Origin of the sequence: Dactylosporangium sp. CS-047395 (assembly GCF_050942185.1) — a bacterium.
Lineage (GTDB): Bacteria > Actinomycetota > Actinomycetes > Mycobacteriales > Micromonosporaceae > Dactylosporangium.
This window is the reverse complement of sequence record NZ_CP192015.1, coordinates 10,235,766-10,261,553: the sequence shown is the minus strand read 5'-3', so window position 1 is coordinate 10,261,553 and position 25,788 is coordinate 10,235,766. Positions and strand designations below refer to the sequence as shown.

Here is a 25,788-nt window from a genome sequence, read left to right as displayed (position 1 = left end):
AGGACCGGAGTGACCTTCAGGAGTACACCGGCCGTACGCTGAGCGCACAGCGGGCGGGGCGAAAGGGCGGCGATCATCAGCGGGCGGGGTAAGCCGGTGGACCAGTCACGGTGGCCTGCTCGGGGGCCGTGGCGCGATTGGCTCGACCTGTGCGCGCGGATCCACCGAGAGAACGGGCTGCCCAGCTTGCGAACGCTCGCCGGCCGGATGCAGCTCTCCTCGGCCAGCCGGGTTGGCGAGATCCTGCGCGGCATCGCCTGGCCCGCAGATGGCATCCAGGCCGAGAGCCTCCTGCGTGCGCTCGGTGCGACTGACACGGAGGTGAGGCGAGGGAAGCAGCTCTTCGAGAAGGCCCGCCTCGAGCGGGACACCGCAGCTGCCGTACGGGAGCGTCCGGACTGGTGGCGCCGGTCGGGCTACCTCGAACAGCTCGCCGACATGGCACCAGTCAAACTTCTCGACCGCGACGCTGAGCTCGCCGAACTCGCTGCCTGGTGCACCACCGACGAGGCGTACGTGTGGTGGCAGGCACCGGCCCGGGCGGGCAAGTCGGCGCTGATGTCCTGGTTCGTCCTGCACCCTCCGCCGGACGTGTGGGTGGTGTCGTTCTTCGTCACAGCGCGGCTGGCGAGCCAGGCGGACAGCGCGGCCTTCACCGATGGCCTGCTGGACCAGCTCACGGCGCTCACCGGCGAGCAGCCCCCGCCGCTCCTCTCGCCCGCCCAACGTGACCGGCTGCGCCGCCGCCTGCTCGCCGACGCCGTGGCGAAGGCCGCTGCCGCGGGCCGCCGGCTGGTGCTACTCGTCGACGGTCTTGACGAGGACTGCGGGTCGTTGCCAGGATCGGGCCAGGCCAGCATCGCCGCCCTGCTACCCAAGCGCCAGAACGGCCTCAAGGTTATCGTCGTGGGGCGCCCCGATCCGCCGCTACCGGCCGACGTCGACGCCGACCACCCCCTGCGTACCGCCCGGATACGGCCCCTGACGGCCTCGCCGCACGCCCGCCATGTCATCGAGCTCGCCGATCGTGAACTCGACGAGATCCTGGCCGTCGACCCCGATCGCCACGACGGGCTCGGTTTCCAGGTGCTCGGCCTGGTCGCCGCCAGCGGCGGCGGCCTCAACCGCGATGATCTCCACCTGCTGACCAGGAGGCCGGGGTATCAGATCGATCGGCTCCTGGGCGGTGTGTTCGGCCGCACCGTTGCCGGGCGCACCGATCAGCGCGCCGACGGCCGGGTCTTCCTTTTCACCCACGAGACCCTGCGAGTCCAGGCCCTCGACCGGCTCGGGCCGCAGACGCTCGCGGATTTTCAGGAGCGCCTCTATACGTGGGCGGACAGCTACCGGCAGTTGCGTTGGCCCGTTGAGACCCCCGCCGGCTACCTGATTCGCGGTTACTTCCGGATGCTGAAGAGCATCGGCGACCTTCGGAGGATGCTTGCGCTGGCCACTGACACCGATCGACATCGGTGGCTACGGACCGTTACGGGAGGTGACGACACCGCCCTCGCCGAGATCAGCGACACCCAGCATGCCCTGCACCGGGCCGGCGACAATCATCTGCCCGACATTGCGCAGCTGGCCTGGCTGCGGAACCGGATCCGCCGGCGGAACAACCACATTCCGTGGCCGCTCGTCGAGGCGCGGGCACGCCTGGGCCAGACCGCCCGGGCCGAAGCGCTCGCCCGTTCCCTGACCGGTATGGACGACCGGGCCGTAGTATTCGCTGAGTTGGCGGGCGTCGCGGCTGAGTGCGGCCAGTTCGACGAGGCGGAACGCCTGGCCATGTCGATCCCCGCGGGGAGCCGGCATGTAGGTGCTCTGCTGGCCATCGCCATACAGGCGGTGGCGGCCAACGAGCAGCTGCGGGCGCGTCGGCTGGTTGACGTGGCGGCCGGCCTCGTGGCCGCCGATCCCGGCTTGCAGCAGGCCGGGGTGTACGGCCAGCTCGCGGTCGCGGCGGCCGGCCTCAGCGATCGTGCTGCGTCGGCGTGGTTCGCCGACCAGGCCGAGTGTTGCGCTGCTGCCATGCAGTTTCCCGGGATGCGGCAGCAGGAAGTCGATGTGGCAGGGCTCGCCGCGGTGAAGGCCGGTGATACCGACCGTGCGGTGCGGCTGCTCAACCTTTTACCCGGTCCGTCTGCCCAAGTACAGCAGCTACGGCGGCTCGCGGAGACCGCAGCTCGGCACGGCGACCGGGAAAAGGCAGCGGCATGGATTGAGCAGGCAGCTGATCTGTGTTCCACGCTCGACGGCGCTCAGGATCGCGCCGACAAGTGCGCGCTGGTCGCGATAGGGTTCGCGGACTTGGGCGACGCCCGACGCGCTGTCGAGATGACTGAACGCGCCGTTACCACCGCACGGCAACTCGAACCCGCCGGGCGGGCCAGGGTGCTCTGCTGGTGCGTAGAGGCAGCGATCATGGCCGGCAACCTTGATCACGCGGTCGCCCTGGCACGTGAGGCTGAAGAGGCAGCGCGGTCCGTAGCCGATCCGCGTGAACGTTCCACGCAACTCGCGTGGGTCGCCGGGCTGGTGGCCGCCGTCGACGCGGCGTGGTTCGCACGCCTGCTGGAGGAGTTCGACCAGTCCGAGACACGCGACCAAGTGCTTGAACATGCTCTTCGCCAACCGGCCGGGGCCAGCCCGGAGCACTTGCACGAGCTGGCCGGCATGATTCACGATCCGTTCCGGCGGGCGCAGGCCCTGGCCGGAGTCGCCATGAGCCTCGCCTGCAACGGCGCCTTCGACGACGCCGTCAGGTGCGCCGATCAGGCAGAACAGATAGCCCAGTCCATCGACACCGCCGAGGCCAGGACCGCATCGCTAGTCGCGGCCATCAACGCCATGCTGCGTATCGGCGATCACGACCGGGCCGCGGCGCTGGCCGCACACCTTGAGCCCAACGTCGGCCTGCTCGACCCAGTCGGACAGCAGGCCCTGCTGCGGATCGCCGGGCTCGAGGCGCTGGTCGCGGTGGGAGACTTGGCCGCAGCACTGCGGCTCGCCCGCACCAACGAGAACCCTTCCGGAGATCCGAGCGCGATTACCGCGGTGGCACTCGCCGCCGTGCGCGCGGGCCTCGCCGCCCGCGCTCGCGACATTGTGTTGTCACTTCCCGTCTCGTCGCACAGGGTCCACACACTGACACAAGTCGCACACGAACACCTTGCCGCGGGCCGGCCCGAGCAGGCACGTGAGCTGGTCAAACTCGCCCGTACTACGGCGGACGCGATCGGCGACCCACGCGACCATGACTATGCGCTGCACTGGCTTCCGGCTGTGCTGTGCCGGCTGGGCGACGTCGAGGACGCGCGTCGCGTCGCCGGCATGATCCGGTCATCCGAGCCTCGGATTGCGGCGCTCGTGCAGATCGCGGAGACGGTCGCAGCGGGCAGTAGCGTCGACCAGGTCGAACAGGTCATTGCCGAGGCCGAGGAGCTGACCACCACTCTCGATACGGTGCACCCGCGGGTGGACGCCCTCGCGAGGCTCGCTACGGCAGCCGCTGCAGCCGGCCTGATCGCCCTGACCGACGAACTCCTGCAGCGGGCCGCTGCCGCAGCACGCCTCGACCCGCTGACGCACGACCAGGTTGCTGCGCTCGTGGCCGTCGCAGCAGCGAAGGCAAGGCGGCTCGATGCAGCCGAGACACTCCTCAGCGAACGCGGCAAGACTTCACGAATTTCCTGGAGCTCGCACGCATCGAATATCGCCGAAGTACTCGAGCTGATGATCCAACAGGACGATGTAGAACGGGCGACCCACATCCTGGACGGCATCAGCGGAACGTGGCGGCCACACATCCAGAAGCGACTCGCCGAGACCGCGGCCCAGGCGGGAAACCTCACGGCCGCCGAGAACCTCTCGCAATCGATCGAAGACCCCGACCTGCAAGCAGCTGCGCTCGCCGCGCTCGCCGTCGCAGCTCCCGCTCACGCACAACAACCGCTGTTCTCCCGGGCGTTGATCGCCGGTGGCTGGGACGCCTGCTTCACCGGGATGGCTCACCTCGCTCCCGACCTGGCAAGAACATACGCCGACGAATTACTCGCTCCGGACAGTGACACAGCGTCTCAATACGTCGCAAAGACGATCAAACCGCTCCATTCGATCTAGGCTCCATTCGAGTCGCATGTCACTTCCACCTGTTCTGTCACTCCACCAGGATTGCTGGATCACGTTAGCTCAGGCGCTGCCGAACCGGGTCGACCTGAAGTCCTCCTCGTCATCGGCGACGTGAAAGCCGATCTCCTCCAGCCGCTCGATCTCGGCGATGGGTACTCCAGCTGGTTGGGCACAGACGATCAGCTCACCCAGCGTGCAGTGGAGCGGGCTGATGTCATTGTTGTGGGCCGGGGCGAGCATCGCCAACGCCTCAACCAGCTCGCACCACGCAGGCGGCGCGTCGGGGCCGAGGAGCTGCTGGACTAAGGCGCGGCGGGTCTCCGGGTCCATGGTGATTTCAGGTTCGTCCTCGTAGCTGAAGATTTTCATGTCGATGTCTCCGTCTTGATCTGCTCTAAGCCTGGATCCACCGATGGGCCCTGAGGTGCGCGTGTCGCGAAGCATTGCATCGATGTGTGCTGATTGTGTTGGTCGGTGGGCGTGATGGACACGCCGGCGCGCCGGCGTGCTCCGTGGCGAGGGTGGGCCCGGGGTGGGCGGTTGGTCCGGGTCAGGCCGGGACGGGTGGTGCGTGGACTCGGTCGAAGAGGGTCTGCCACGAGTGCTGCCAGGGCCAGTGGGTGGGCAGGTGCAGGATGAGGCGGCGGGCTCGGCGGGCCAGCCGGGCTGGGACGGTGATCAGCTGGCGGCGGATGGTAGCGGCTCGGGCGGTGGCGTAGCGGGGGCTGGTCAGGCAGCCGGCCGCGCGCAGCAGGTTGTGGGTCATCGCGGCGAGGCTCAGCCAGGCGGCGTTGGCGGCGAACCGGCCCGAAGGTAGATGTGCGAGGGGCCCGTCGATGAGGTCGGCGAAGACCTGTTCGACGACGGCGTGGCCGCGGTGGGTCAGATCAGCATCCACGGTGGATTCCGTGGTGTCGGTGAGGAAGGCGTGATACCGCCACATCGGGAACAACGCCTCCTGGCCTTCGGGGGCGGGGTTGCGTTCCTTGACCCGGCGCACGACGAGGCGGGCGGTGATCTTGTGGCGGGTGGACTCGAATGCGGTGTAGACGGTTTCGGCGACCTCGGCCTCGGAGATCCAGCATCCGGTGTCGGCGTCGTAGACGGCACCGGGGTAGCGCACCGGCGTCCACGCCTGCTCGTCGATCCCGGTGATCGCGGCGCGGAGTTTGGGGTTGGACTGCAGGGTGAGGGAGAAGTTCGCTCCGGCGTTGCGGCAGGCGGTGGCCACGGGGCCGGAGCCGAACGCCGAGTCGGCCCGGACCAGGATCCGGCCGGTGGCGCCGCACGACCGCGCGGTGGCGATCGCCTGACGCACGAGGGACGCCGCGCCGCGGGCGGAGCCGGCGTTGCCGCCCCGCAGCCGGGTCGCCGCGATCACCGGCGCCGCGGTGGCGGTGCTGATCGTGGCCACCAGCGGGGACAGGCCGCGCAGGCGCACGCGGTAGCCACCGACCTTGGCGTGGCCGAACGCGGCGCCCTGCTTGGCGTGACCGTAGACCCGCCGCAGCAACGAGTCCACGTCGACATACGTCTGCCTGCCCGCATCGGGCAGCAGCGGTGTCGCCGCGGCGAGGGCGGCCAGCAGGTCCCGGGCAGCGGCCTCCAACTGCAGGGCGTGGCCCCAGGTGAAGAACCGCAGGAACGACCCCAGCGTCGAGGGCGCGTACACCCCGGCGAACAGCATGGCCATCCCACCGTGCCGCAGTACGTCCAGGTCGTCGATGCTGTCCGCGCCAGCCGCCATCCCGGCCACGACCGCGGCGGCTTTGGCGCCCGCGTTCGACCCTGTGGACAGATCCGGCCGCACCCGGGATGCGACCAGCCCGGCCAGATCGACCTGCTCGGCCAGACCCATCACCGGCACCAGGCCGGCACACGACACCAGATTCGCCTCGTCGAACACCGCATCGACCGCGCGGCGAGCATGCAACAATCGCACCTACGAGATGCCCTCTCGACCAGGGTGATGGAAGCGTAGAGAACTCCCATCCTTCCAGGTCAGAGGGCATTTCCCATACCCTCGCACCTCACAACGTGACCGTTGGTCGGTGGATCGAGGCTAAGGCTTGTCTGATACGCCTGCCGCTGTGGCGGCCAGCCCACCATCATCAACGTCGAAATCCTGCGCTCGACAGCGACATGCTCCCCAGCCACTACTGACCCCAGCTACGCACAGCAACCGCTAGGTGGCAGCTTCCCGTCCCTGGGGCGAGAACTCGCGACAGTCGAATAGGCGTTCTCACCAGTATCAACCCCGGTCTCTGCCGGATCTCAGCGGCACCGCCGTGATCGATGGACAGCAGGGCACCGTTGATGGCGCGGAGTTCTGGCGCGTGGGCTCCGTCGCATCTGGGTTCAGCGGCGATGCTGACCGTCGACGTCTCGGGCTGCTTATCCAGGGCCTTTGAGTGACGTTCCCGCAGGATGTCGTATTAGTCATCTAGTGTGCCTGCGTGGCCCACCCCATCCCCCCTCACCGCGAGCTTCGGCGCCTGTATGAAACCGAAGGCCTGTCAGCGAAAAAGATCGGCGCAATCTATGGCGTGGCCACCGGCACCGTCACCTCGTGGCTGCGCAAGCGTGACATCCAGGTTCGCGAAGTGGGCGGCGGCCGACCAAGCGCCGAGACTTTGGCTCGGATCGCACACGAAGCCATCGAGAAGATGTACGCAGCGCTGATGCAGCCGCTGGAGCCCTACCCCGGAGACCGGGCGACGCCGTGGAGGTGCAGGTGCCTGTGTCAACGGCGGATTAGAACTGACCCCCCTCGGGCGGTTTGGGATTGACCCCCCGTCAGGTCGGCTTGGTCTATTTGTCGCGGTTCTTGGCGAGGAGTGCGCGGCGGGCGCGGGTGCGGAACGAGTCGCCGGCGAGGGTGAGGACCTCGGCGTGGTGGACGAGCCGGTCGATCATCGCCGCGGCGACGACTTCGTCGCCGAAGACCTCGCCCCAGCGGCCGAACGGTAGGTTCGACGTCACCAGGATCGAGGCTTGCTCGTAGCGGGACGCGACCAGCTGGAAGAACAGGTTCGCTGCGTCGGTGTCGAACGGGATGTAGCCCACCTCATCGATGATGATCAACCGGTAGCGGCGGATCTTCTTGAGCTCGGCCTCCAGCGCGCCGCTGTGGTGGGCCCGGGCGAGCCGGGTGATCCAGTTCGTGGCGGTGTCGAACAGCACGGAGTTGCCGGCCTGGGCGGCCTTGATGCCCAGCCCGATCGCGAGGTGGGTCTTGCCGATCCCGGGCGGGCCCAGGAGCACCACGTTGTCGGCCTTCGGGACGAACGTGGCGGTGGCCAGGTGCGCCAGGACGTCCTTGCGGAGGCTGGGCAGGTGCTCGAGGTTGAAGTCGTCCAGGGTCTTGATGGCCGGGAAGTGCGCGGTGCGGACCCGCATCATGTTCCCGGCTGATTCCCGGTCGGCGACCTGGCGTTCCAGGACGGCGGCGAGGTATTCCTCGTGGGACCAGTTCGCGTCGCGGGCCTGCTCGGCGAGGTCTTCCCAGACCCGGCCGATCGTGGGGGTCTTCAGTACCCGGGCCAGGTAGGCCAGTTTCGACGTCAGCCCGTCCGGCCGGGCCGCGGCAGGCCTTTGCGTCGCGGCCTTGCTTCGCGTGCTTGCTGTGGTGGTCATGAGATCCCTTCAGCGATGGTGGATGCGGGTGGGTGCTCGACGGGGTGCGGATCGAAGTCGACGCCGAACAGGTCGTCGTAGTCGGGCAAGGCGCGGATGGCCACGACATGCCCGTCGGCGTGGCTTCTGGTCGTCTCGCGCTCGAGCTCGCGCCGGCGGTGCGCCAGCTCGGCGCGCAGCAGCCGGGCAGTGTCGCGGTGGGCCGGGTCGGTGATCGTCTGCCGGACTCCCCAGAAGCGGGCGTGTTCGGCGACGACCTGACCGGCGCAGGACGCCACGACCCGCACTGGGTTGGCGAACACGTCGACGAACCGGCCGATCGCGCGGGGGTCCACGCTGTAGTCGTTGCTGTCGACCCGGACGTAGTAGTCGCGGCCCAGCCGGACCCGGTGGGTCAGCCCGATCGCCGGCGCCACCGGCGGCAGGCCGACCATGCCGGCCCGGTCGGCGTCCCACCGCTGGGCTGGGGAAGCGCCGATCGCGCGCAGGTGCCGGACGTTCGCCCGGGTCGTGAGCCAGTCACCGATCTGTGTGTTGAAGTCGAACGGCGAGGTGAACGTGCGGCCCGGCAGGAACGACGTCTCGAAGTAGCCGTTGCGCCGCTCGACCAGACCTTTGGATTCCGGATCCCGTCGCGGTGTCAGCCGGATGCCGACGCCCAGCGTTCCCGCGAACGACGTCGCCTCGGCCGTCAGCTTCCCGGTCCCGCCGATCGCTGATTCCCGGTCCCAGACCAGCGTGCGCGGGCACGCACCCCACCCGCCGATGATCTCCCACATCCCGGCCAGGATGTCGCCCGCCTGCCGCGACGGGATCATCACCGCGTCCGTCACCCGCGAATGCCCGCACGTCATCGCCAGGACCGGCAACACCCGCCGCTGACCGGCCCCGACCGGGATCTGCGGCTCCGGGAACCACAGATCGCATTGCGCGACCTCACCCGGCGAGTACTCGATCCGGTCCGCCGGATCCGGCGGCACGAACAACGGCCGCAACTGCCGAACCCGGTCCTTCAACACCGTCAACGACCGCGTCCAACCGATCCGTTCCGCGATCACCGGCACGGGCATCGACGGCCACTGCGTCAGCAGCAACCGGATCTGTGGCTCGAACACATCAATCGACGAACCCCGCGGCCCACGCTCACGCCGCGGCGGCTCCACCGCCCGCACCGCCGACCGCACCGTGTTCCGCGACAACCCGAACCGCCGAGCGAGCTCCTTGATCGGCACACCCTCGCCCAGGTGCAACCGCCGCAGCTCAGCCCACTCCTCCAACTTGATCACCCCTCCAGACTTACGGAGAGGGGTCAATTCCAATCCGCCGCCAGAGGGTCAGTCTTAGGCCGCCGTCGACAGCCTGGTATGCGGATGGGCTGGCCCGGTTCTGCTGGTGACTGCCCGCCGCGGTGGCCGCGGTTGTAAGCCCTGCGGTCGGGCACGTACTACCCAAGCTCGCAGACTTCCAGAGGATGCTGCAGTAGCCCGGATGCGCGCCGCGTGGATGGAACCTCTCGATCCCTATCCGGGCAGCCATGGGCCGTGGCGAAGCCTGTGCATGAAGTGCGGTGAGGTCCGTAGTCCCCGGTTGCACGACATCGGCGAAGGTGGGTGCAAGCCCTGCGCAGACGCGGCCAACGGACTCGCCCGCCGCCTCGACGTAGCCGAAGCCGTCTCCCGGATGCGGACAGCCGGAATGCAGCCGCTCGACCCGTACCCGGGAGGCGCGAAACCCTGGCACAGCCGCTGCCTCGACTGCGGCGAGATCTCCAGCCCGAGGCTGACCAACATCACCAGCGGCCAGGGCGGCTGCACGCCGTGCGCCGCCACAGCGAACGGCCTCGCGAGCCGCAAACCAGAGACACTCGCCATCGCACAGGCACGCGGCGCCGGCTTTAACCCACTTGAGCCCTACCCCGGCGGCAACAAGCCGTGGCTATGCAGATGCCTGAACTGCGATGAGATCGTCACACCACGCTTGAGCAACATCCTGCGCCCGGAATCGGACGGCTGCCAGAACTGCGCAAACAACAGACCAGACCTCGTCGGGCCAGCGGTGCTGTACCTGATCACCCACCCCGAGCTGGGAGCGCACAAGGTGGGCGTGACCGGCCAAGGATCGACACGGGTCGCCAGCTTCAAAAACGTGGGCTGGCACGTCTTCGAGCTCCTCGCGATGGTCACCGGACGGCAGGCGTATGCGATCGAAACGGCCGTTCTGAACCGCCTTCGAGAGCAAGGTGTTGCCCTGGGCTTCGTGCCCAAGGACAAGATGCGCAACGGCGGCTTCACCGAGACCTTCTCCGCAGCCAGTATTTCCCTCACAGATGCCTTCAGGCTTGTTCTGGCGGAGACCAGGGCCTACCAGCGACGGGCTGACGAGATGATCAAAATGCATCTGACGACGGAGGCCCTCGCGCCAGCACCGGCCGCCGCCTTGGCCTCGTGACTGGCCGTTCGTGCGTGCACGGACTAACTACGGTACGGGACCGGCTGATCACCGTGGGGAGGAACAGTGACCGAAACACCACACCGCCTCCGCCTGACGAAGTCGCCCACGCGCTGGCCGGCATGCAGCAGCAGATCGATGACCTGCTCGTCGCGGTGAGCGCGCATCAGCGGTTGTTGGAGCCGTACTGCCGGCACAAGCAGATTGCTCGCAGATGCTAAAATCCACACTCAAGATCGGCATGCCGTCCCGATACGGAGTTTGTTAGCTCGTCGAGAAGATGGTCGCGACGGTGCTGGGAATGCTGGCACTCGGGCGAAGGTTGTCAACGACGGTTGAAAAGTGAGCAGGTTGCGACGGGGCGGGTTCTAGTCAACGTTGCAACACGGACGGATCGCTCGAGGCTAGCAGCGTCGCGAAGAGGTCCGCCGGCGCTTGGTCGTTGAGCACCATTCGGGGCGGTGGTTGAGTTCGTCCTCGACTGCGGCCAGGTGCTCGGGCGAGTGGGCGCTGAGGTCGGTGCCCTTGGGGAAGTAGTCGCGCAGCAGCCCGTTGGTATTTTCGTTGGAGCCGCGCTGCCAGGGCGATCGGGAGTCGCAGAAGTAGACCGGCGTGCCGAGCGACTTGGTGATCGATCGGTGTCGGGCCATTTCGGTGCCCTGGTCCCAGGTGATCGAGCGCACCAGTCCGGGCGGCAGGTCGGCCAGGCGGGCGGTGAGCGCGTGGTGCAGCGCGTCGCCGTCGCGCAGTGGCAGGTGCAGCAGGCGCACCAGTCGAGTGGTGCGTTCGACCAGCGTGCCGATCGCGGAGCGGTGCTCTTTGCCGACGATGAGGTCTCCTTCCCAGTGCCCGGCCTGGGACCGGTCCTCGGGTTGAAAAGGGCGCTGGTGAATGGTGCGCATTGGTTGTTGGAAGCGGGGCCGGCGCCGCTCGACGCGTTGGTGGGCGCGGCGATGGTCGCGGCCAGTCCGTAGCGGCGAACGCCGTTGCGGTGCAAGCCTCGTCGGTCGCATCATGACGGAGCCGGGTTGGTAGATCGCTTGGTAGATGCTTTCGTGGCACAGCCACATCTCCGGCTCGTCGGGGAACCGCAGCCGCAGGTGGCGGCTGATCTGCTGCGGGCTCCACCGCTGCTCGAGCAGTGCGCCGATGAAGTCGCGGAGCTCATGGTTGGTCTCGATGCGGCGGAGATGAGGCCGGGCACGGCGAGTGGTCGCTAGCCGTTGCGCCTCGAACGGGCGGTAGGTGGCGCCGGGAGCGTTGCGGCGCAGTTCCCGCGAGATCGTCGACGGTGCCCGGCCCAGCTGTTCGGCGATCTGCCGAATCGTGCAGCCGGCCTGGCGCAGGTCCGCGATCGCGATCCGCTCGTCCTGGGACAGGAACCGGGCGCTGATCTGGCGCACGGCCAACCGATCCAGCGCCGCGACGAACCCGACTACAACACCGTTGCGGTAGATCTTGTAGCCGCGAGACCAGTTGGCGCCCGTCGTGCGACTCACCCCCACCTCCCGCGTCGCCGCCCGGACACTCCAACCCCGCTCACGCAGCTCCATGAACCGCTGGCGTTTGGCCGACTGCGGACGACGCCCCGGCCCCTTCTTCACCCGACGTGACGACAACACGGCTCCCATAATGATCTAGGAAGTGTTGCGACCGTCAATAGAAACCACCCGGTTGAAAACTGAGCAGCCGCGCTGATGGTTTGTCCTATTTCTTGCGGTCTTTGGTGAGCAGGTCGCGGCGGGCTTTGGTGCGGTAGGAGTCGCCGGCGAGGGTGAGGACCTCGGCGTGGTGGACGAGGCGGTCGATCATGGCGGCGGCGACGACTTCGTCGCCGAAGACCTCGCCCCAGCGCCCGAACGGCAGGTTCGAGGTGACCAGGATCGAGGCTTGCTCGTAGCGGGATGCGACGAGCTGGAAGAACAGGTTTGCTGCGTCGGTGTCGAACGGGATGTAGCCCACTTCATCGATAATGATCAACCGGTAGCGGCGGATCTTCTTGAGCTCGGCCTCGAGCGCGCCGCTGTGGTGGGCCCGGGCGAGCCGAGTGATCCAGTTCGTGGCGGTGTCGAACAGCACCGAGTTGCCGGCCTGGGCGGCTTTGACGCCCAGGCCGATGGCGAGGTGGGTCTTGCCGATCCCGGGCGGCCCGAGGAGCACGACGTTGTCGGCCTTGGGCACGAACGTGGCGGTGGCGAGGTGGGCCAGGACGTCTTTGCGCAGGCTGGGCAGGTGGTCGAGGTTGAAGTCCTCGAGGGTCTTGACGGCCGGGAAGTGCGCGGTGCGGACCCGCATCATGTTCCCGGCGGACTCGCGGTCGGCGACCTGCCGCTCGAGGACGGCGGTGAGGTATTCCTCGTGCGACCAGTTCGCGTCGCGGGCGGTGTCGGCCAGGTCCTGCCAGACCCGCCCGATCGTGGGCGTCTTGAGAACCCGGGTGAGATAGGCGAGTTTCGAGTCGAGCTGGTCCGGGCGTGAGCGGGTCGTGGCGGCCGCGGTGGCGCGGGTGCTCGCTGTCGTGGTGGCGGGCATTTAGATCCTCTCGTGGATGGATGACTCGGCGCTGGACTGCTCGCCGGGCGGGTCTTCGGGCTGGTCGTGTGGTCGGGGGTCGAAGTCGACGCCGTAGAGGGCGTCGTAGTCGGGCAGTGCTCGCAGGGCCACGACGTGGCCGTCGGGGTGGCTGCGGGTGGCGGGATGCTGGGCGGCGCGGCGTTGCGCGAGCTCGGCGCGCAGCAGCTTCGCGGTGGCCCGGTGCTGCGGGTCAGTGATCGTCACGCCGTGAGTCCAGGACCGGTCGTGTTCGGCGACGACCTGACCGGCGCAGGACGCCACGACCCGGGCCGGGGTGGCGATCCAGTCGACGAACCGGCCGATCGCCCGGGGGTCGACGCTGTAGTCGTTGGCGTCGACGCGCAGGTAGTAGTCCCGGCCCAGCCGGACCCGGCCGGTCAACCCGACCTGCGGGGCCACCGGCGGCAGAGCGACCATCGCGGCCCGCTCCGCCGGCCACCGATCCACCGGCCGCGCGCCGATCGCGCGCAGATGCCGCACGTTCGCCCGTTCCGCCAGCCACTGGCTGATCTGGATGTTGAAGTCGAACGGCGACGTGAACGCCCGCCCGGGCAGGAACGAGGTCTCGAAGAACCCATTACGCCGCTCCACCAAGCCCTTCGACTCAGGATCCCGCGGCGGAGCCAGCCGAATCCTCACGCCGAGCGTCCCGGCGAACGAGGCCGCCTCGGTCGTCAACCGGCCGGTCCCGCCGATCGCGGCCTCCCGATCCCACAGCAGCGTGCGCGGGCAGGCGCCCCAGTCGGCGATCACCTCCCACATCCCGGCCAGGATGTCGCCCGCCCGCCGCGACGGGATCATGAGCGCGTCGGTGATCCGCGAGTGCCCGCACGTCATGGCCAGGACCGGCAGCACCCGGGTCTGGCCGGCGCCGACCGGCACCGGCAGCGGCGGGAACCACAGATCGCACTGCGCGACCTCGCCCGGCGCATACTCGATCCGGTCGGCCGGGTCCACCCCGGCGAACAACGGCCGCAGCTCCCGCACCCGGTCCTTGAGCACCGTCAACGATCTGGTCCAGCCGATCCGCTCCGCGATCACCGTGGCCGGCATCGTCGGCCACTGCGCCAGCAACGAGCGGATCCGGGCATCCACCGCGTCCACCGCCGAACCCCGCGGCGCCCGCTGATACTTCGGCGGCCGGTCCGACGCCAACGCCCGCGCCACCGTGTTCCGCGAAATCCTCAACCGGCGAGCAATCGCCGCCTGGCTCACACCCTCAGACCGGTGCAGCCGACGGATGTAGCGGAGGCGCTACGGGTGGGGCGTACGGCGCACTCGCCGTCGCATTGATGGGACCCCGGCCGATCCGAGGATTGGGCAGGCGCGTAGCCGCGCCGCTGGCGCCGAGTGATCGGCGCGCGCTGGTGGACATTGGTGATCATCCCGTCCCGTGCTCACACAACGGAGCAGGGGGAGGCCAGGGATGTGGATCTCTGTGAGCAGAGGCGTGATCACAAGATCATCGCCCCTGCTCTATATCCACAGGTCAAACCCTGTGGAGCCGAGGGGACTCGAACCCCTGACCCCCACACTGCCAGTGTGGTGCGCTACCAGCTGCGCCACGGCCCCATCTGCTGTGCGTCGCTCTCGCGGGCACTCACGGAATAGTACACATACCCGGGGGAGGGGTCACATCGGGTATCCCTAGTTCTGGGTCGGATCCGATGGGTAGTGGGCCACCGCCGCCATCAGGCCGCCCTGGCGGCGTAGGACCATGTGCCACAGGTCGTCGGGGCGGGGGGCGAAGGCGTCGCTCGGGAGGGCGTCGAAGACGAACCAGGAGCCGCCCTCGATCTCGCGTTCCAGCTGGCCGGGGGACCAGCCCGCGTAGCCGGCGAAGACTCGTACGCCCAGGACTCCTGCAACGAGGAGATCGGGGTCGCCGGACAGGTCCACGGTGCCTACGGCGCCCGAGACTCGGTTGAAGCCGGCGAGGTCCTCGACGCCGGGGCGGGTGCGGGCCAGGCAGATGGCGGCTTCGGGCTGGACGGGGCCGCCCTCGAAGACGACCGGGGGTTCACCCGCGAGGGCGCCCCAGCCGCCGAGGACGTCGGCGACCTGGACCTCGGTGGCGCGGTTGAGGACCACGCCCAGGGCGCCGCCCTCCTCGTGGGCGACCACCAGGACGACGGTGCGCTCGAAGTTGGGGTCGCGGAGCGCGGGCGTCGCCACCAGCAGACGGCCCGTCAGCGACTCCATCGCCCTCCCTCGACGCTGCCTGGACGTTCCCCGGCCCGTGCCGGAATTCCCTGGTCTGGGTGACCCGCGACCGGTCGGGGGTTCACCGAGATCCCCGTGCATGGACATCAGCCCCACCAGCAAACGTCGAAGGGCGGTGCGAGGGTCATGTCTCGCACCATAGCCTGACCCGCGCGTCCCGGTTAGGGTCTGTTCCGTGACCTCACTCGCGGACGTCGCCGTGATCGGCGGATCGGGGCTGTACGCACTCCTCGAGGACGCCGAGGAACACGTGGTCGACACGCCTTATGGCCCACCGTCGGACCCGATCACGGTCGCCACGGTGGGCGGGCGGCGCGCCGCGTTTCTGCCCCGGCACGGAAAGGATCACCGGTTTCCGCCGCATCGGATCCCCTATCGGGCGAACCTGTGGGCGCTGAAGGAGATCGGTGTGTCACAGGTGCTGGCACCCTGTGCGGTCGGGGGTCTGCGGCCGGAGTTGGGGCCGGGCACGTTCGTGGTGCCGGACCAGCTCATCGACCGCACGTCGGGGCGGGTGCAGACCTTTTACGACTCCGGCGCGGTGCACGTGAACTTCGCGGATCCGTACTGCGCGACAGGCCGTACAACAGCGAAAAAAGTGCTGGCCGAGCACGGCATCGAGGCCGGTGACGGGACGATGGTGGTCGTCGAGGGTCCGCGCTTCTCGACGCGGGCGGAGTCGCGGTGGTTCACGGCGATCGGCGGGGCGGTGGTGAACATGACCGGGCATCCGGAGGCGGTGCTGGCCCGGGAACTGGCGCTCTGCTACACCTCGATCGCCCTGGTCACCGACCTCGACGCGGGCGTGGAGGGCGAGCACGGGGTCACCCAGGAGGAGGTCTTCCGGGTCTTCGGGGAGAACACCGGCCGCCTGCGCAGCGCCCTGCTCGACATCATCCCGCGGTTGCCGGAGCGGCCGGATGACCCGTGCCGGCACGCGCTGGACGGCCTGCTGCAGTAGGCAACCGCACGACGAAGCGGCAACCCTCGCCGACGTTCGAGGCGGCCACGGAGCCGTGCTGCGCCTCGACGAGGCCCTGGACGATGGCCAGGCCCAGCCCGCCGCCGGCGCCGCGGGCGGGCGTCCGCGCGGGTGTACCGCGGAACGCCACGTCGAAGACGCGCGGCAGGTCGGCGTCGGGGATGCCGCCGCACGTGTCGCTGACCGCGAGCCAGCCGTCGCCGTCGTCGTCCTGGCCGCCGGTGACGGTGACCGTACCGTCGGGCGGCGTGTAGTGGATCGCGTTGCGGATGAGGTTGTCGACGACGCGTGCGAGCTCCGGGACCGAGCCGCGCACCACCGGCCAGCCCGCGGTCGGCTCGGCCACGATGCTGATGCGCTCGGCCGCGGCGAGCGGTGAGGCCGAGGCGATCGCGTCGGAGACCAGCTCGCCGAGCGGCACGTCGGCGATGGCCAGCCGCAGCGCGCCCGCGTTGATCCGGGATAGCTCGAACAGGTCGTCGACCAGGCCGGCCATCCGGTCGGCCTCGATGCTGATGCGGCGGTGGTACTCCGCGATCGTCTCCGGATCGTCCACCACGCCGTCGTCGAGCGCCTCGGCCATCGCGCGGAGGCCGGCCAGCGGGGTCCGCAGATCGTGCGACACCCAGGCCACCAGCTCGCGGCGGCGCGCCTCGGCGGTGCGTTCGCGCTCCCGCGCCTCGGCCGCCCACATGCTGGCGCGGGCCAGGCGCCGGCCCGCCCAGAGCCCGACGGCGAGGGAGACCGTGGCCGCGGTACCGATGACGATGAGCAGCACGTGCACGTCGTGGTCCGAGATGAACATGGCCATCGCGGAGCTGAGGACGCCGGCGAGCACGCTGAGCACGGTGACGAACAGGATGACCACGATGTGCGCGGTGACCGAGCGGCCGCGCAGCACACGCAGCACGAGCAGCCCGATGACGGCGACGAACAGCGAGACCGCCAGCGCCAGCGCGAAGGTGTGCGGGATGTTGGGCATGGTGTCAGGCGGCATGTTCGTACCTGTATCCGACGCCCCACACCGTGAGGATCCGCTTGGGTTCGGCCGGGTCGTCCTCGACCTTCTCCCGCAGCCGTCGCATGTGGACGGTGACGGTGGACTGGTCGCCGAAGGTCCAGCCCCAGACCTGCTCGAGCAGTTCCGCGCGGCGCAGCACCCGCCCCGGGTTGCGCATCAGGAACACCAGCAGGTCGAACTCGCGCACGGTGAGCCCGAGCTCCTGGCCGCGCAGCGTGGCGATCCGGCGCGCGACGTCCACGTGCAGGTCGCCGTCGACCAGTTCGTCGGTGCGGTCGGAGGCGGGCACGGGCGCGGTGCGGCGCAGGACCGACTGCACCCGCAGCACGAGTTCGCGCGGCGAGAACGGCTTGGTGACGTAGTCGTCGGCGCCGATCTCCAGGCCGAGCACCCGGTCGGACTCCTCGCCGAGGGCGGTCAGCATGATGATGGGCAGGGTCGGGTCCTGGGTGCGCAACCGCCGGCACACCTCGAGCCCGTCGATGCCGGGCAGCATCAGGTCCAGCACCACGAGGTCCGGGCGTTCGCGGGTGTACTCGTCGAGCGCCCGCTGCCCATCGCTCGCCAGACGCACGCCGAAGTCGGCCCGCTCCAGGTATCGCCGCACGACGTCGCTGACGGTCGGGTCGTCGTCAACGACCAGCACGCGTTGCCCCATCGTTCGAGCGTAGAGCGCGAACGGGTGACCGCCTCACGGGCACCGGGGCCGTAAGCGGATCGTCAGGTCTCGCCGCCGAGGTCGGTGGTGTAGGCCTCGTACAGCAGGTCCGCGCCCCGCTGCCGGTGCTCCCACATCTCCTGGATGAGCCGGTCCGCGTCCCGGCGCACCACCTCCGGCGAGTGCCGGTCGCCGAGCCGCCCCTCGAGCTCGTCCAGCGCCGTCCACACCGAGCGGTGGTCGCCGACCAGGCTGTTGAGGTAGGGGGCCAGCCGCGGGGCGTCGTGCATCACCCCCGCGTAGAGCCCGCCCGGGCCCTCGGTCACCTCGATGTGTTCCGCGAACGCCGCCTTGAGCTCCGCCACCGCGTGGGACACCCGGGTGCCGAACGCCGGGTCTCCGTCCGGTGTCTGGATGGCGTGTTGCATGCCGTGAATGCCGCCGAGCAATTCCATGCCGCACCTCCCGCCCACTCCATGATGTGACGCGGGACACACCGCTGTCCAGGTCAGAGCGTGGGGATCTCCTCGCTCTCCGCAGCCGGCGCCTCGGTCATCCGGCGCAGCCACGCGTTCACCACGGCCAGCTCATCCTGGGTGAAACCGCTGGCCAGGCGGGCTTCCACGGCCTGCACCGCCGGCACCGCCTCGCCGACGCGGGCCCGGCCGGCCTCGGTCAGAAAGATCTGCTGGGAGCGGCGATCGTTCGGATGCTGACGACGCTCGACCAGGCCGGCCTTCTCCAGGCCGGTGAGCATCTCGTTGGCCGACTGCCGGGCGGTGGAGACCTTGCGGGCCACGTCGGCCACGGACATGCCGGGCGACTCCTCGAGCAGCAGCAGCGAGGCGAACTGGGCGACCGAGAGCTCGTGCGCGACCAGCGCCTCGGCGACGACGCCGCGCAGGGTGAGCCAGGCGTGGCGGACGAGGAAGGTCGAGCAGGCGTCGATCGGAGGAGTCACCCCCTCATTGTGCGCCGCGTCGCTATTGACAGGAACCTGTCAATCGTGAAGTGTGGCCGATATGACCGTCAGGGACCTGTCAATAAATCTACCCCGGCAGCGGCGCGTGCTGTCGGTGCTCGTGTTCGCCGCCGTGCTCATCTGGATCGACACGACCATCCTCGGCATCGCCCTGGAGCGCATCGCCGATCCGCGCACCGGCCTCGGCGCGACGCCCGGCCAGCTGCAGTGGGCCGTCGGCTCCTACGCCCTGCTCTTCGCCACCGCCCTGTTCGCCGCCGGCGCGCTCGGCGACCGGTACGGCCACCGCACGATCCTCGTGCTCGGGCTCGCCATCTTCGGGGCCGCCTCGATCTGGGCCGCGTGGGCCGGCGACGCGACCGGCCTGATCCTCGCCCGCGGCCTGATGGGCGTCGGCGGGGCGATGATGATGCCGACCTCGATGGCGATCATCGGCGCGACGTTCCCGCCCGAGCGGCGCGCGGGCGCGATCGCGGCCTGGTCGGCGTCCAGCGGCGTCGGCGTCGCGCTCGGCCCGCTGCTCGGCGGCGTGCTCGTGGACCACTTCTGGTGGGGGTCGGTCTTCCTGGTGAACCTGCCGGTCGTGGCGGTGGCGCTGATCGGGATAGCACTGGTGGTACCGAATCCGAAGCTTGCACAGAAGCGGCGCCCCGATCCGCTGGGGCTGCTGCTGTCCACCGCCGGCCTGGCCGCGCTGGCGTATGGCCTGATCGAGGCCGGGCAGGACACCGACTGGGCCCGGGCGCGGGTGTGGGGTCCGGTGCTGGCCGGGCTGGCGCTGCTCGCCGCGTTCACGATCTTCGAATGGCGCTCACGGGAGCCCTCGTTCGACCCGCGGCTGTTCCGCAACGGCCGGTTCAGCGCCGGCAACGTCGCGCTGGCCGCGCTGTTCTTCGCCATCACCGGGCAGATGTTCTACGGCAACTTCTACCTGCAGGGCGCCCGCGGGATGAGCGCCCTCGCCACCGGCCTGGCCTTCCTGCCCGGCGCGCTCGGTGTCGCGCTCGGCTCCGGCCTGGGCGCGCGGCTGGCCAAGCGGCACGGCGTGGCCCTGGTCAGCGGCGGCGGCCTGCTCGTGGTGGCCGCCGCGTTCTTCGCCAACCTGTGGTTCGACGTCGACACGCCGCTGGTCTGGTTCTGCCTCGTCGGCCTCGTCAGCGGTACCGCCATGGGCATGACGATCGCGCCCACCGTCGCCGCCGTCATCGCCGTGCTGCCGCTGGACCGCATGGGGGCCGGATCGGCCGTCAACAACACCGTGCGGCAGGTCGGCAGCGTGCTGGGCATCGCGTTGCTGGGCACCGTGCTGGCCACCACGTACCGCGACCGGATCGGCCCGGCGCTGTCCGGCCTGCCCGACGCGGCGCGGGCGGCCGCCGAGCCCTCGGCCGAGCACACCCGCGCGGTCGCCGACGCCCTGCACCGGCCCGACCTCGCCGAGCGGGCCAACGACGCCTTCATCGCGGCCATGCACACGACCGCCGCTACGGCCGCTCTCGTCGCGCTTCTGGGTTCGGTACTGCTCCTGCTCGCCTTCCGCACGCGACGTCCCCAGGCCCGCGCGCATCAGGCCGAGCCCGATCGCGACCGCCGCGACGTGGTCGAAGCACGCTGAAGGCGGCCGGCGCCGGTTCAGTCGCGGGGCTTCAGCCGGCGCCAGCCGCCCGCGCGGTTGTTGGCGATGATCTGGCGGAACATCACCAGGAGCGGGGCCGTGGGCAGCTCGCCGCCCTCGTGGACCGCGACCGTGCGGGCCGTCTTGTTGTCGTGGCCGGCGGTGATGATGCCGTCCGGGTCGGGGACGATGGCGCCGTCGTAGAGGAAGACGTTCACGTGGGTCCTGGCGGCCAGCAGGGCGCAGATGTTGCCCTGCAGGACGAAGTACGGCTGGACCGTGCGCTTGACGGTCTCCGCCACCTCGGGGTCGGCCGCGTGCACGAGGTCGCGGACCTGGCGGCAGATGGTCTGCTGCCAGGCCGGCAGCGCGGGGGCGTTCCCGGCCGGGCGTGATGTGGCCTTCGCCGACCGGGTCCGCGGCGCGATCTAGCGGGGCGCGATCTAGAGGGGTTCGTCCGAGGAGTAGCAGGGCGTTGCGATGTTGACGCGCAAGGTGTCCGTGCCCTCGGGGGCGACGGAGATCATGACGCGGTCCGGCGTGGTGGCGTTCAGGGCGCTGGAGCCGTCGGTGGCCGGCGGCGCGACCGTGTACTTCGCGCTGTCGTAGTGCTCGCGGAGCTTCTGCAGGGCCGCGGGCTGCGCGGCGGCGGGCACGGGCACGTCGCCGTACGTGATGGCGGTGAACGTGCCCTTGCCCTCGCAGGCCATCAGCATGCTGGTCGGCGTCCCCGCCGGCGGGGTGCCGAGGGTGTCGACGGCCTCGGTGCGGTATTTGTCGGCCAGCGCCTGCGCGTCGGCGTGTGGCATGGCTTTGACCGGGCCGGCGGCGGGCGTGCCGGGCTCGGGGGTGCTCTTCTCGTCGTTGGAGCAGCCGGCCACCACGACGGCGACCAGCAGCAGACTCAGGATGCGCCTCACTGCACACTCCCAGCGGACGAATTCGGCGGCGTCGGTGTTCAGGTTAGGTCGTACACGACGGTTTGGATCTCTTGTGCACAGAGCCGGTTGATGATCAAGGGCTCGATGCGCTCCCATGTTCCGCCGGCCAGCCCGGCGCCGATGCGCGGCATGTGCACGGACGCGCCGAGGCGCTGGGCGTGCCCGGCCAGCGCGGCCAGGCAGCGGTCGAGCGCGTCGTACCGGATCGGCGGGCCCTTCGAACCGGTCCGCATGCCGTGCTGGCCGATCATGTTCGCGACCCAGATGTCCGCTCTGACGGGAATCACACGGATCGCGCCGAGCCCGAAGTCGTTCCCGGCGCGCTCGCGGTGCCAGGCGCGGTAGTCGCGCTCCGGCTCGGGCCAGCGGCGGGAGACGGCGAGCACGAAGCCCTTGCCCCAGCCGCCGAGGTCGTTGCAGACGTGCGCGACGACTTTGGGCCCGGCGGCCTGCGGGCTGGTCGCGTCGCCCTTGCGGTAGGTCAGCGGTACCACGGCAGGGAGGCTAGACGACCCGGCGCGGCAGGACGAGCGCGAAAGCGCGCGGGAAGCCCAGCGGCTCCAGCCGGCGCGCCCGCACGTCGGCGACCGGGATCGTGGTCACCACGCCCCGGGCCGGGTTGAAGCAGTGCAGGTCGTCGCCGTCGTGGCCGACGATCAGGACCCAGTGCCGCGGTACGCCCTTGCCGATCAGCATGGCGACCGGCCAGTCGCACTCCACCGCCGCGATGGCCGGGCCGAGGTCGCCGCGGAAGAGCCGCCAGCCGTACCGCACGCCCAGCGGAGCCGTGTGCCGCGAGATGAACGCGGCCACGCCCCAGGGCGTCGTGCCCAGCTTGCGAGGCCAGAGCCGGTTGGCCGCGGCGTGGATGCGGTGCTGCTCGGTCGCGGGGTCGGTGACGGTCGCGCCGTACTGCGGGTCGAGGGCGGCGGCGGCGACCATGGCGACCGTCGGGCCACAGGTGAAGCCGTCGGTCTGCCGCACGTACGCATAGTCGGGCATGGAAGCGTTATCCCCGGCGGAGCAGGCGGCCAACCGCGGCCATCATCTCCGTGGCCATCTCCTCGCCGTTGCCCTCCTGGGCACCGTTGTGCATGCAGTGGCGGGCGTGGTCGTCGAGCAGCCCGAGGGCGACCTTGTCCAGGGCCGCCTGGATGGCGCTGATCTGGGTGAGGACGTCGATGCAGTAGCGGTCCTCGTCGACCATCTTCTCCACGCCGCGGACCTGGCCCTCGATGCGGCGCAGGCGGCTCTGGAGCTGGTCCTTCGTCGCGGTGTACCCGCGCGGCGTCGGCGCAGTCATGCCCGAAACTATAGCGCGCGGTACGGCTACCCCTGGGGGGTATAAAACCCGCTCACAATGCTCAACCCGGGCGGGGGTGATGCCGATAACCCACCCGTGGGAGAGCGGCTGAACCAGCGACTGTGGGTCGTCTGGCTTCTCGTGGGCGGTCTGGCGGCCGCTTCGTACCCGCTGCTGCCCCGGATGTCCTGGCCTTCGAGCGCGATCTACGAGGTCGTCGGCTTCGGCTCCCTGATCATGGTGCTGCTCGGCCTGCGGTGGCACCGGCCCGCACGCCCGGAGGTGTGGTACCTGCTCGGCGCCGGCCTGGCGATGTGGGCCCTCGGCGACGTCGCGTACGGCCTGATCTACCACCAGCGTGGCACCGTCCCCTACCCGTCGGTGACCGACTTCTTCTACCTGGGCGCGTACGTCCCGCTCGCGCTTGGCCTCTGGCGCCTCCTGCGCGCGCACGGGCGCGACAAGACCGGGCTGATCGACGCGGGCATCACGGCGTCCGGCAGCGGGCTGCTGTTCTGGGTGTTCGTGGTGCAGCCGCTCGCCGACGCCCGCGGCGTGCCGCTGCTGGACCGGACGCTCGCCCTGGCCTCGCCGCTCGCCGACGTGATCCTGCTCGTGCTGCTCGCCCGGCTGCTGACCGGCCGGACCGCGCGGACGCCGAGCTACCGGCTGCTGGTCGGCAGCATGGCGCTGATGTGCGCCGCCGACGTGGCCTTCACCGTGCTGGCGACCCGGACCGCGGTGCCGGAGGGGCTGATCCAGGCCGGCTGGCTCATGTCCTACGCCACCCTCGGCGCGGCCGCGCTGCACCCGTCCATGCGCACGCTGACCGAGCCCAGCGGGGCGGCCGGGCCGACCCTGTCGCGCGGGCGCCTGGCCGTGCTCGCGGTCTGCTCGCTCATCGCACCGGTACTGCTGCTGGCCCAGGGCGTCGCGGGGGTCGAGCACATGGACTGGCTCGCCATCGGGGCCGTCGCCGTCGTGCTGTTCCTGCTCGTCGTGGTGCGGATGGGGGGCCTGGTGGCGCAGGTGCAGACCCAGGCCGACCAGCTCAGCGGCCTCGCCATGCGCGACGACCTCACCGGGCTGCCCAACCGGCGCCTGCTGGAGGAGATGATCCGCCGGGAGCTTGTGCGCGGCGGGCACCCGCAGGTCGCCTTCATCGACCTCGACGACTTCAAGGGGATCAACGACGGGCTCGGCCACGCGGTGGGCGACCAGCTGCTGGTGGCGGTCGGGCGGCGGCTCACCGGCGTCCTGCGCCCGGGCGACCAGGTGGCCCGGCTCGGCGGGGACGAGTTCGCCGTGCTGATGCCCGACACCGGCCCGGCCGCGGCCGACGCGCTCGTCGGGGAACTGGCGGCCGCGCTCGAGCAGCCCGTGTACGCCGGCGAGCACCACCTGCTCGTGCAGGCCGGCATCGGCGTCGCGGACGCGGAGGGCACCCGCGACCCGTTCGAGCTGCTGCGCCGGGCGGACGTCGCGATGTACGCCGCGAAGGAGTCCAAGACCCGCCAGGAGCGCTTCCGCCCGGAGTTCGACCAGCGCGCGTCCGAGCACGCCCGCCTCGGCGCACAGTTGCGGGAGGCGCTGGACAAGGGTCAGTTCCAGCTCGTGTACCAGCCGATCGTGGCGCTACCGCGCGGCGAGCTCGCCGGCGTGGAGGCGCTGATCCGCTGGCACCACCCCGAGCTCGGGTTCATGAGCCCGGCCGACTTCATCCCGGTCGCCGAGCGCAACGGGCAGATCGTCGAGCTCGGCGCGTGGATCCTGCTGGAGGCCTGCTCCCAGGCGGCGGCCTGGCTGGCCGAGCTCGGCCCGGCGGCGCCGGGCAAGGTGAGCGTCAACGTGTCCGCGCGCCAGCTCGCCGAGCCGGACTTCGCCGAGGTGGTAGCCGCGGTCCTGGCCGCGACCGGGCTGCCGGCCGAGCGCCTCGCGATCGAGGTGACCGAGACCGCGGTCTTCGGCGGCGGACGGGCCATCGAGGCGCTCGACGCGGTCCACCGCCTGGGCGTGCGGATCGCGCTGGACGACTTCGGGACCGGCCACTCGTCGCTCGGGCTGCTGCAGACGTGTCCGGTCGACATCCTCAAGGTCGACAAGTCGTTCGTCGACAACGTGACCATGGCGGGGCGGCACTCCGTCATCGCGACCGCGCTCATCAACGTGAGCGACGGGCTCAACCTCGACGCGATCGCCGAGGGCGTGGAGACCGCGGAGCAGGCGGCCGAGCTGTACCGGCTGGGCTACCGCTACGCCCAGGGGTACCACTTCGGCCGGCCCACGCCTACTCCCCGGTTCGCGCTGGAGCCGGCCGCGGCGGCGTGACGCTGTTCGGCAGCACGACACAGACGCGGCAGCGCGCCTCGTACGTGTAGGTCCCGTCGTCCGGGAGCGCGGTCGACGGCGGCAGCTCGCGGATCATCGGGCGGCCGTGCTCCAGCACCTGGGTGTACACCGCGGAGAAGGAACGGCAGCAGTCGCACACGGCGCGACGGTAGGTGACCGCGGCCGGGCCGAGCTCCAGCAGCGCCCGGACCGGGGCGAACAGCTCGCCGCGGTGGTCGAGGTCGATGCCCGCGGCGACGACCCGGGTGCCCCGCACCAGCAGCTGCCGCACGACGTCCATGTCGGCGAGGTTGAACATGTGCACCTCGTCGATGCCGACGACGTCGAGCTCCTCGTCCAGCGCGGCGGCGAGCGACGTGGCCTTGACGGTCGCGAGGGCGGCGCCGCTGCGCGAGACCACGCCGGCGTCGCGCACGTGCCGCGCGCTCTGGAACACGCGGTGCCGCGCGTCCGTGTATTGCAGCGGCGAGAGCAGGCTCACCAGCTCGAGCGACTTGCCGCTCTTCATCGGGCCGAGGATGACGGTCAGATCCACCGCGCCACTGTAGGTTTTTTCACCTCCGGTTGCGACCTTCGGCCCGAGCGGGCATGTTTGATGGCATGCAGGTCGTCCCGCCGCCCAGCCGTCTGCGGCGCGGTGTGCGACGACTGGCGATGGCCGTGTGCGCCGTGATCATCGGGGCCGGCTTCACGCCCGCCCTGCCGTCCACAGTGGACCCCCAGCGCCCGGCCGCGGTGTCGTTGCACGCCGCGCCGTCCGGTTCGCGCCAGCCGGAGTCCACAGTGGACCCGTTCGTTCCGGTCGCCTTCACCGCGCCGGCCGCCGTCACCGCCGACCTGGTCCTGCCCGACGGCCGGTCCGTGGGCGCGGTCGCGGGCCGGGCCCCACCGCCGCACCCGGCGTGAGACGAACCTCTCCCTGACC

At 70.2% G+C, this 25,788-nt stretch carries 24 protein-coding genes and 1 tRNA gene; 6 read left to right on the top strand and 19 right to left on the bottom strand.

What is annotated here, in order from left to right; all coding sequences use genetic code 11:
- The first annotated feature begins 186 nt into the window (after nt 1-186).
- Nucleotides 187-4,122, top strand: a complete 3,936-nt coding sequence (locus tag ACQP00_RS47935) for a hypothetical protein (protein ID WP_433210461.1) — start codon at nt 187-189, stop codon at nt 4,120-4,122.
- Between the two features lie 69 nt (nt 4,123-4,191).
- Here the strand turns inward: ACQP00_RS47935 and ACQP00_RS47930 are convergent, their stop codons facing one another.
- The 4 genes from ACQP00_RS47930 to istA (ACQP00_RS47915) form a co-directional block, all read right to left on the bottom strand.
- Nucleotides 4,192-4,500, bottom strand: a complete 309-nt coding sequence (locus tag ACQP00_RS47930; RefSeq protein WP_433210459.1) for a hypothetical protein — start codon at nt 4,498-4,500, stop codon at nt 4,192-4,194.
- Between the two features lie 181 nt (nt 4,501-4,681).
- The gene (locus ACQP00_RS47925) at nt 4,682-6,073 is read right to left on the bottom strand and encodes an IS1380 family transposase (protein ID WP_433206730.1); all 1,392 of its coding nucleotides are present in this window, start codon (nt 6,071-6,073) and stop codon (nt 4,682-4,684) included.
- A gap of 869 nt (nt 6,074-6,942) precedes the next feature.
- On the bottom strand, nt 6,943-7,767 hold the full coding sequence (gene istB / locus ACQP00_RS47920) for an IS21-like element helper ATPase IstB (RefSeq protein WP_433199894.1): 825 nt from the start codon (nt 7,765-7,767) through the stop codon (nt 6,943-6,945).
- Complete coding sequence (istA, locus tag ACQP00_RS47915; RefSeq protein ID WP_433199897.1) at nt 7,764-9,053, bottom strand: IS21 family transposase; 1,290 nt, start codon at nt 9,051-9,053, stop codon at nt 7,764-7,766. Before istA (ACQP00_RS47915) ends, istB (ACQP00_RS47920) begins: the two co-directional genes overlap by 4 nt.
- Nucleotides 9,054-9,255: 202 nt before the next feature.
- On the opposite strand from istA (ACQP00_RS47915), the gene ACQP00_RS47910 reads away from it, so the two are divergent.
- Nucleotides 9,256-10,215: a hypothetical protein gene (locus ACQP00_RS47910; RefSeq protein ID WP_433210457.1), complete on the top strand. Its 960-nt coding sequence runs from the start codon at nt 9,256-9,258 to the stop codon at nt 10,213-10,215.
- A gap of 404 nt (nt 10,216-10,619) precedes the next feature.
- On the opposite strand, the gene ACQP00_RS47905 is transcribed toward ACQP00_RS47910, so the two are convergent.
- From ACQP00_RS47905 to ACQP00_RS47885, 5 genes are all read right to left on the bottom strand, one after another.
- Entirely contained in the window at nt 10,620-11,846 is a 1,227-nt protein-coding gene (locus ACQP00_RS47905) for an IS30 family transposase (RefSeq protein WP_433210455.1), read from the bottom strand.
- Nucleotides 11,847-11,922: 76 nt separating this feature from the next.
- Nucleotides 11,923-12,747 (bottom strand): IS21-like element helper ATPase IstB, encoded by an 825-nt coding sequence (gene istB, locus ACQP00_RS47900; protein ID WP_433210453.1) that lies wholly within the window; start codon nt 12,745-12,747, stop codon nt 11,923-11,925.
- Entirely contained in the window at nt 12,748-14,031 is a 1,284-nt protein-coding gene (istA, locus tag ACQP00_RS47895) for an IS21 family transposase (protein WP_433224269.1), read from the bottom strand. It lies immediately after the preceding gene.
- A gap of 257 nt (nt 14,032-14,288) precedes the next feature.
- Nucleotides 14,289-14,361: transfer RNA gene (locus ACQP00_RS47890), tRNA-Ala, on the bottom strand.
- Between the two features lie 75 nt (nt 14,362-14,436).
- Nucleotides 14,437-14,991 (bottom strand): YqgE/AlgH family protein, encoded by a 555-nt coding sequence (locus tag ACQP00_RS47885; protein WP_433051674.1) that lies wholly within the window; start codon nt 14,989-14,991, stop codon nt 14,437-14,439.
- Between the two features lie 220 nt (nt 14,992-15,211).
- Between ACQP00_RS47885 and ACQP00_RS47880 the strand changes: the two genes are divergently transcribed.
- Nucleotides 15,212-15,973, top strand: coding sequence for an S-methyl-5'-thioadenosine phosphorylase (locus ACQP00_RS47880; RefSeq protein ID WP_433224267.1), 762 nt, complete (start codon nt 15,212-15,214; stop codon nt 15,971-15,973).
- On the opposite strand, the gene ACQP00_RS47875 is transcribed toward ACQP00_RS47880, so the two are convergent.
- The 4 genes from ACQP00_RS47875 to ACQP00_RS47860 all read right to left on the bottom strand — a co-directional run bounded on the left by ACQP00_RS47875 (nt 15,906) and on the right by ACQP00_RS47860 (nt 18,634).
- Nucleotides 15,906-16,976 (bottom strand): sensor histidine kinase, encoded by a 1,071-nt coding sequence (locus tag ACQP00_RS47875; protein WP_433224265.1) that lies wholly within the window; start codon nt 16,974-16,976, stop codon nt 15,906-15,908. The two genes, ACQP00_RS47880 and ACQP00_RS47875, sit on opposite strands and share 68 nt — an antisense overlap.
- 4 nt (nt 16,977-16,980) lie before the next feature.
- Nucleotides 16,981-17,673 (bottom strand): response regulator transcription factor, encoded by a 693-nt coding sequence (locus ACQP00_RS47870; RefSeq protein WP_433210451.1) that lies wholly within the window; start codon nt 17,671-17,673, stop codon nt 16,981-16,983.
- 62 nt (nt 17,674-17,735) lie between these two features.
- Nucleotides 17,736-18,128, bottom strand: a complete 393-nt coding sequence (locus ACQP00_RS47865; RefSeq protein WP_433210449.1) for a hypothetical protein — start codon at nt 18,126-18,128, stop codon at nt 17,736-17,738.
- Between the two features lie 53 nt (nt 18,129-18,181).
- Complete coding sequence (locus tag ACQP00_RS47860; RefSeq protein WP_433210447.1) at nt 18,182-18,634, bottom strand: MarR family winged helix-turn-helix transcriptional regulator; 453 nt, start codon at nt 18,632-18,634, stop codon at nt 18,182-18,184.
- 61 nt (nt 18,635-18,695) lie between these two features.
- Between ACQP00_RS47860 and ACQP00_RS47855 the strand changes: the two genes are divergently transcribed.
- Nucleotides 18,696-20,270, top strand: coding sequence for an MFS transporter (locus ACQP00_RS47855; protein WP_433210445.1), 1,575 nt, complete (start codon nt 18,696-18,698; stop codon nt 20,268-20,270).
- A gap of 17 nt (nt 20,271-20,287) precedes the next feature.
- Here the strand turns inward: ACQP00_RS47855 and ACQP00_RS47850 are convergent, their stop codons facing one another.
- The 5 genes from ACQP00_RS47850 to ACQP00_RS47830 all read right to left on the bottom strand — a co-directional run bounded on the left by ACQP00_RS47850 (nt 20,288) and on the right by ACQP00_RS47830 (nt 22,514).
- Complete coding sequence (locus ACQP00_RS47850) at nt 20,288-20,593, bottom strand: DUF1801 domain-containing protein (protein WP_433210443.1); 306 nt, start codon at nt 20,591-20,593, stop codon at nt 20,288-20,290.
- A 120-nt stretch (nt 20,594-20,713) separates the two neighbouring features.
- On the bottom strand, nt 20,714-21,190 hold the full coding sequence (locus tag ACQP00_RS47845) for a lipoprotein (protein ID WP_433210441.1): 477 nt from the start codon (nt 21,188-21,190) through the stop codon (nt 20,714-20,716).
- 38 nt (nt 21,191-21,228) lie between these two features.
- The gene (locus tag ACQP00_RS47840) at nt 21,229-21,705 is read right to left on the bottom strand and encodes a macro domain-containing protein (RefSeq protein ID WP_433210439.1); all 477 of its coding nucleotides are present in this window, start codon (nt 21,703-21,705) and stop codon (nt 21,229-21,231) included.
- Nucleotides 21,706-21,715: 10 nt separating this feature from the next.
- A complete protein-coding gene (locus tag ACQP00_RS47835; protein WP_433210437.1) occupies nt 21,716-22,213 on the bottom strand; it encodes a hypothetical protein in 498 nt (165 codons plus the stop codon).
- 7 nt (nt 22,214-22,220) lie between these two features.
- On the bottom strand, nt 22,221-22,514 hold the full coding sequence (locus ACQP00_RS47830; protein ID WP_433051629.1) for a metal-sensitive transcriptional regulator: 294 nt from the start codon (nt 22,512-22,514) through the stop codon (nt 22,221-22,223).
- A 96-nt stretch (nt 22,515-22,610) separates the two neighbouring features.
- On the opposite strand from ACQP00_RS47830, the gene ACQP00_RS47825 reads away from it, so the two are divergent.
- Complete coding sequence (locus ACQP00_RS47825) at nt 22,611-24,842, top strand: putative bifunctional diguanylate cyclase/phosphodiesterase (protein WP_433210435.1); 2,232 nt, start codon at nt 22,611-22,613, stop codon at nt 24,840-24,842.
- Here the strand turns inward: ACQP00_RS47825 and ACQP00_RS47820 are convergent.
- Nucleotides 24,802-25,398 (bottom strand): thymidine kinase, encoded by a 597-nt coding sequence (locus tag ACQP00_RS47820; RefSeq protein WP_433210433.1) that lies wholly within the window; start codon nt 25,396-25,398, stop codon nt 24,802-24,804. The two genes, ACQP00_RS47825 and ACQP00_RS47820, sit on opposite strands and share 41 nt — an antisense overlap.
- A gap of 65 nt (nt 25,399-25,463) precedes the next feature.
- Here ACQP00_RS47820 and ACQP00_RS47815 point away from each other — a divergent pair, with 65 nt between their 5' ends.
- On the top strand, nt 25,464-25,769 hold the full coding sequence (locus tag ACQP00_RS47815) for a hypothetical protein (protein WP_433210431.1): 306 nt from the start codon (nt 25,464-25,466) through the stop codon (nt 25,767-25,769).
- Nucleotides 25,770-25,788: the final 19 nt, after the last annotated feature.

Excerpts from the sequence above, each read along its gene's own strand:
- ACQP00_RS47930 (WP_433210459.1), bottom strand. The coding sequence starts at position 4,500 with ATGAAAATCTTCAGCTACGAGGACGAACCTGAAATCACCATGGACCCG.
- istB (WP_433199894.1), bottom strand. The coding sequence starts at position 7,767 with ATGACCACCACAGCAAGCACGCGAAGCAAGGCCGCGACGCAAAGGCCT.
- ACQP00_RS47910 (WP_433210457.1), top strand. The coding sequence starts at position 9,256 with ATGCGCGCCGCGTGGATGGAACCTCTCGATCCCTATCCGGGCAGCCAT.
- ACQP00_RS47905 (WP_433210455.1), bottom strand. The coding sequence starts at position 11,846 with ATGGGAGCCGTGTTGTCGTCACGTCGGGTGAAGAAGGGGCCGGGGCGT.
- istB (WP_433210453.1), bottom strand. The coding sequence starts at position 12,747 with ATGCCCGCCACCACGACAGCGAGCACCCGCGCCACCGCGGCCGCCACG.
- ACQP00_RS47885 (WP_433051674.1), bottom strand. The coding sequence starts at position 14,991 with ATGGAGTCGCTGACGGGCCGTCTGCTGGTGGCGACGCCCGCGCTCCGC.
- ACQP00_RS47875 (WP_433224265.1), bottom strand. The coding sequence starts at position 16,976 with ATGCCCAACATCCCGCACACCTTCGCGCTGGCGCTGGCGGTCTCGCTG.
- ACQP00_RS47870 (WP_433210451.1), bottom strand. The coding sequence starts at position 17,673 with ATGGGGCAACGCGTGCTGGTCGTTGACGACGACCCGACCGTCAGCGAC.
- ACQP00_RS47865 (WP_433210449.1), bottom strand. The coding sequence starts at position 18,128 with ATGGAATTGCTCGGCGGCATTCACGGCATGCAACACGCCATCCAGACA.
- ACQP00_RS47855 (WP_433210445.1), top strand. The coding sequence starts at position 18,696 with ATGACCGTCAGGGACCTGTCAATAAATCTACCCCGGCAGCGGCGCGTG.
- ACQP00_RS47835 (WP_433210437.1), bottom strand. The coding sequence starts at position 22,213 with ATGCCCGACTATGCGTACGTGCGGCAGACCGACGGCTTCACCTGTGGC.
- ACQP00_RS47830 (WP_433051629.1), bottom strand. The coding sequence starts at position 22,514 with ATGACTGCGCCGACGCCGCGCGGGTACACCGCGACGAAGGACCAGCTC.
- ACQP00_RS47815 (WP_433210431.1), top strand. The coding sequence starts at position 25,464 with ATGCAGGTCGTCCCGCCGCCCAGCCGTCTGCGGCGCGGTGTGCGACGA.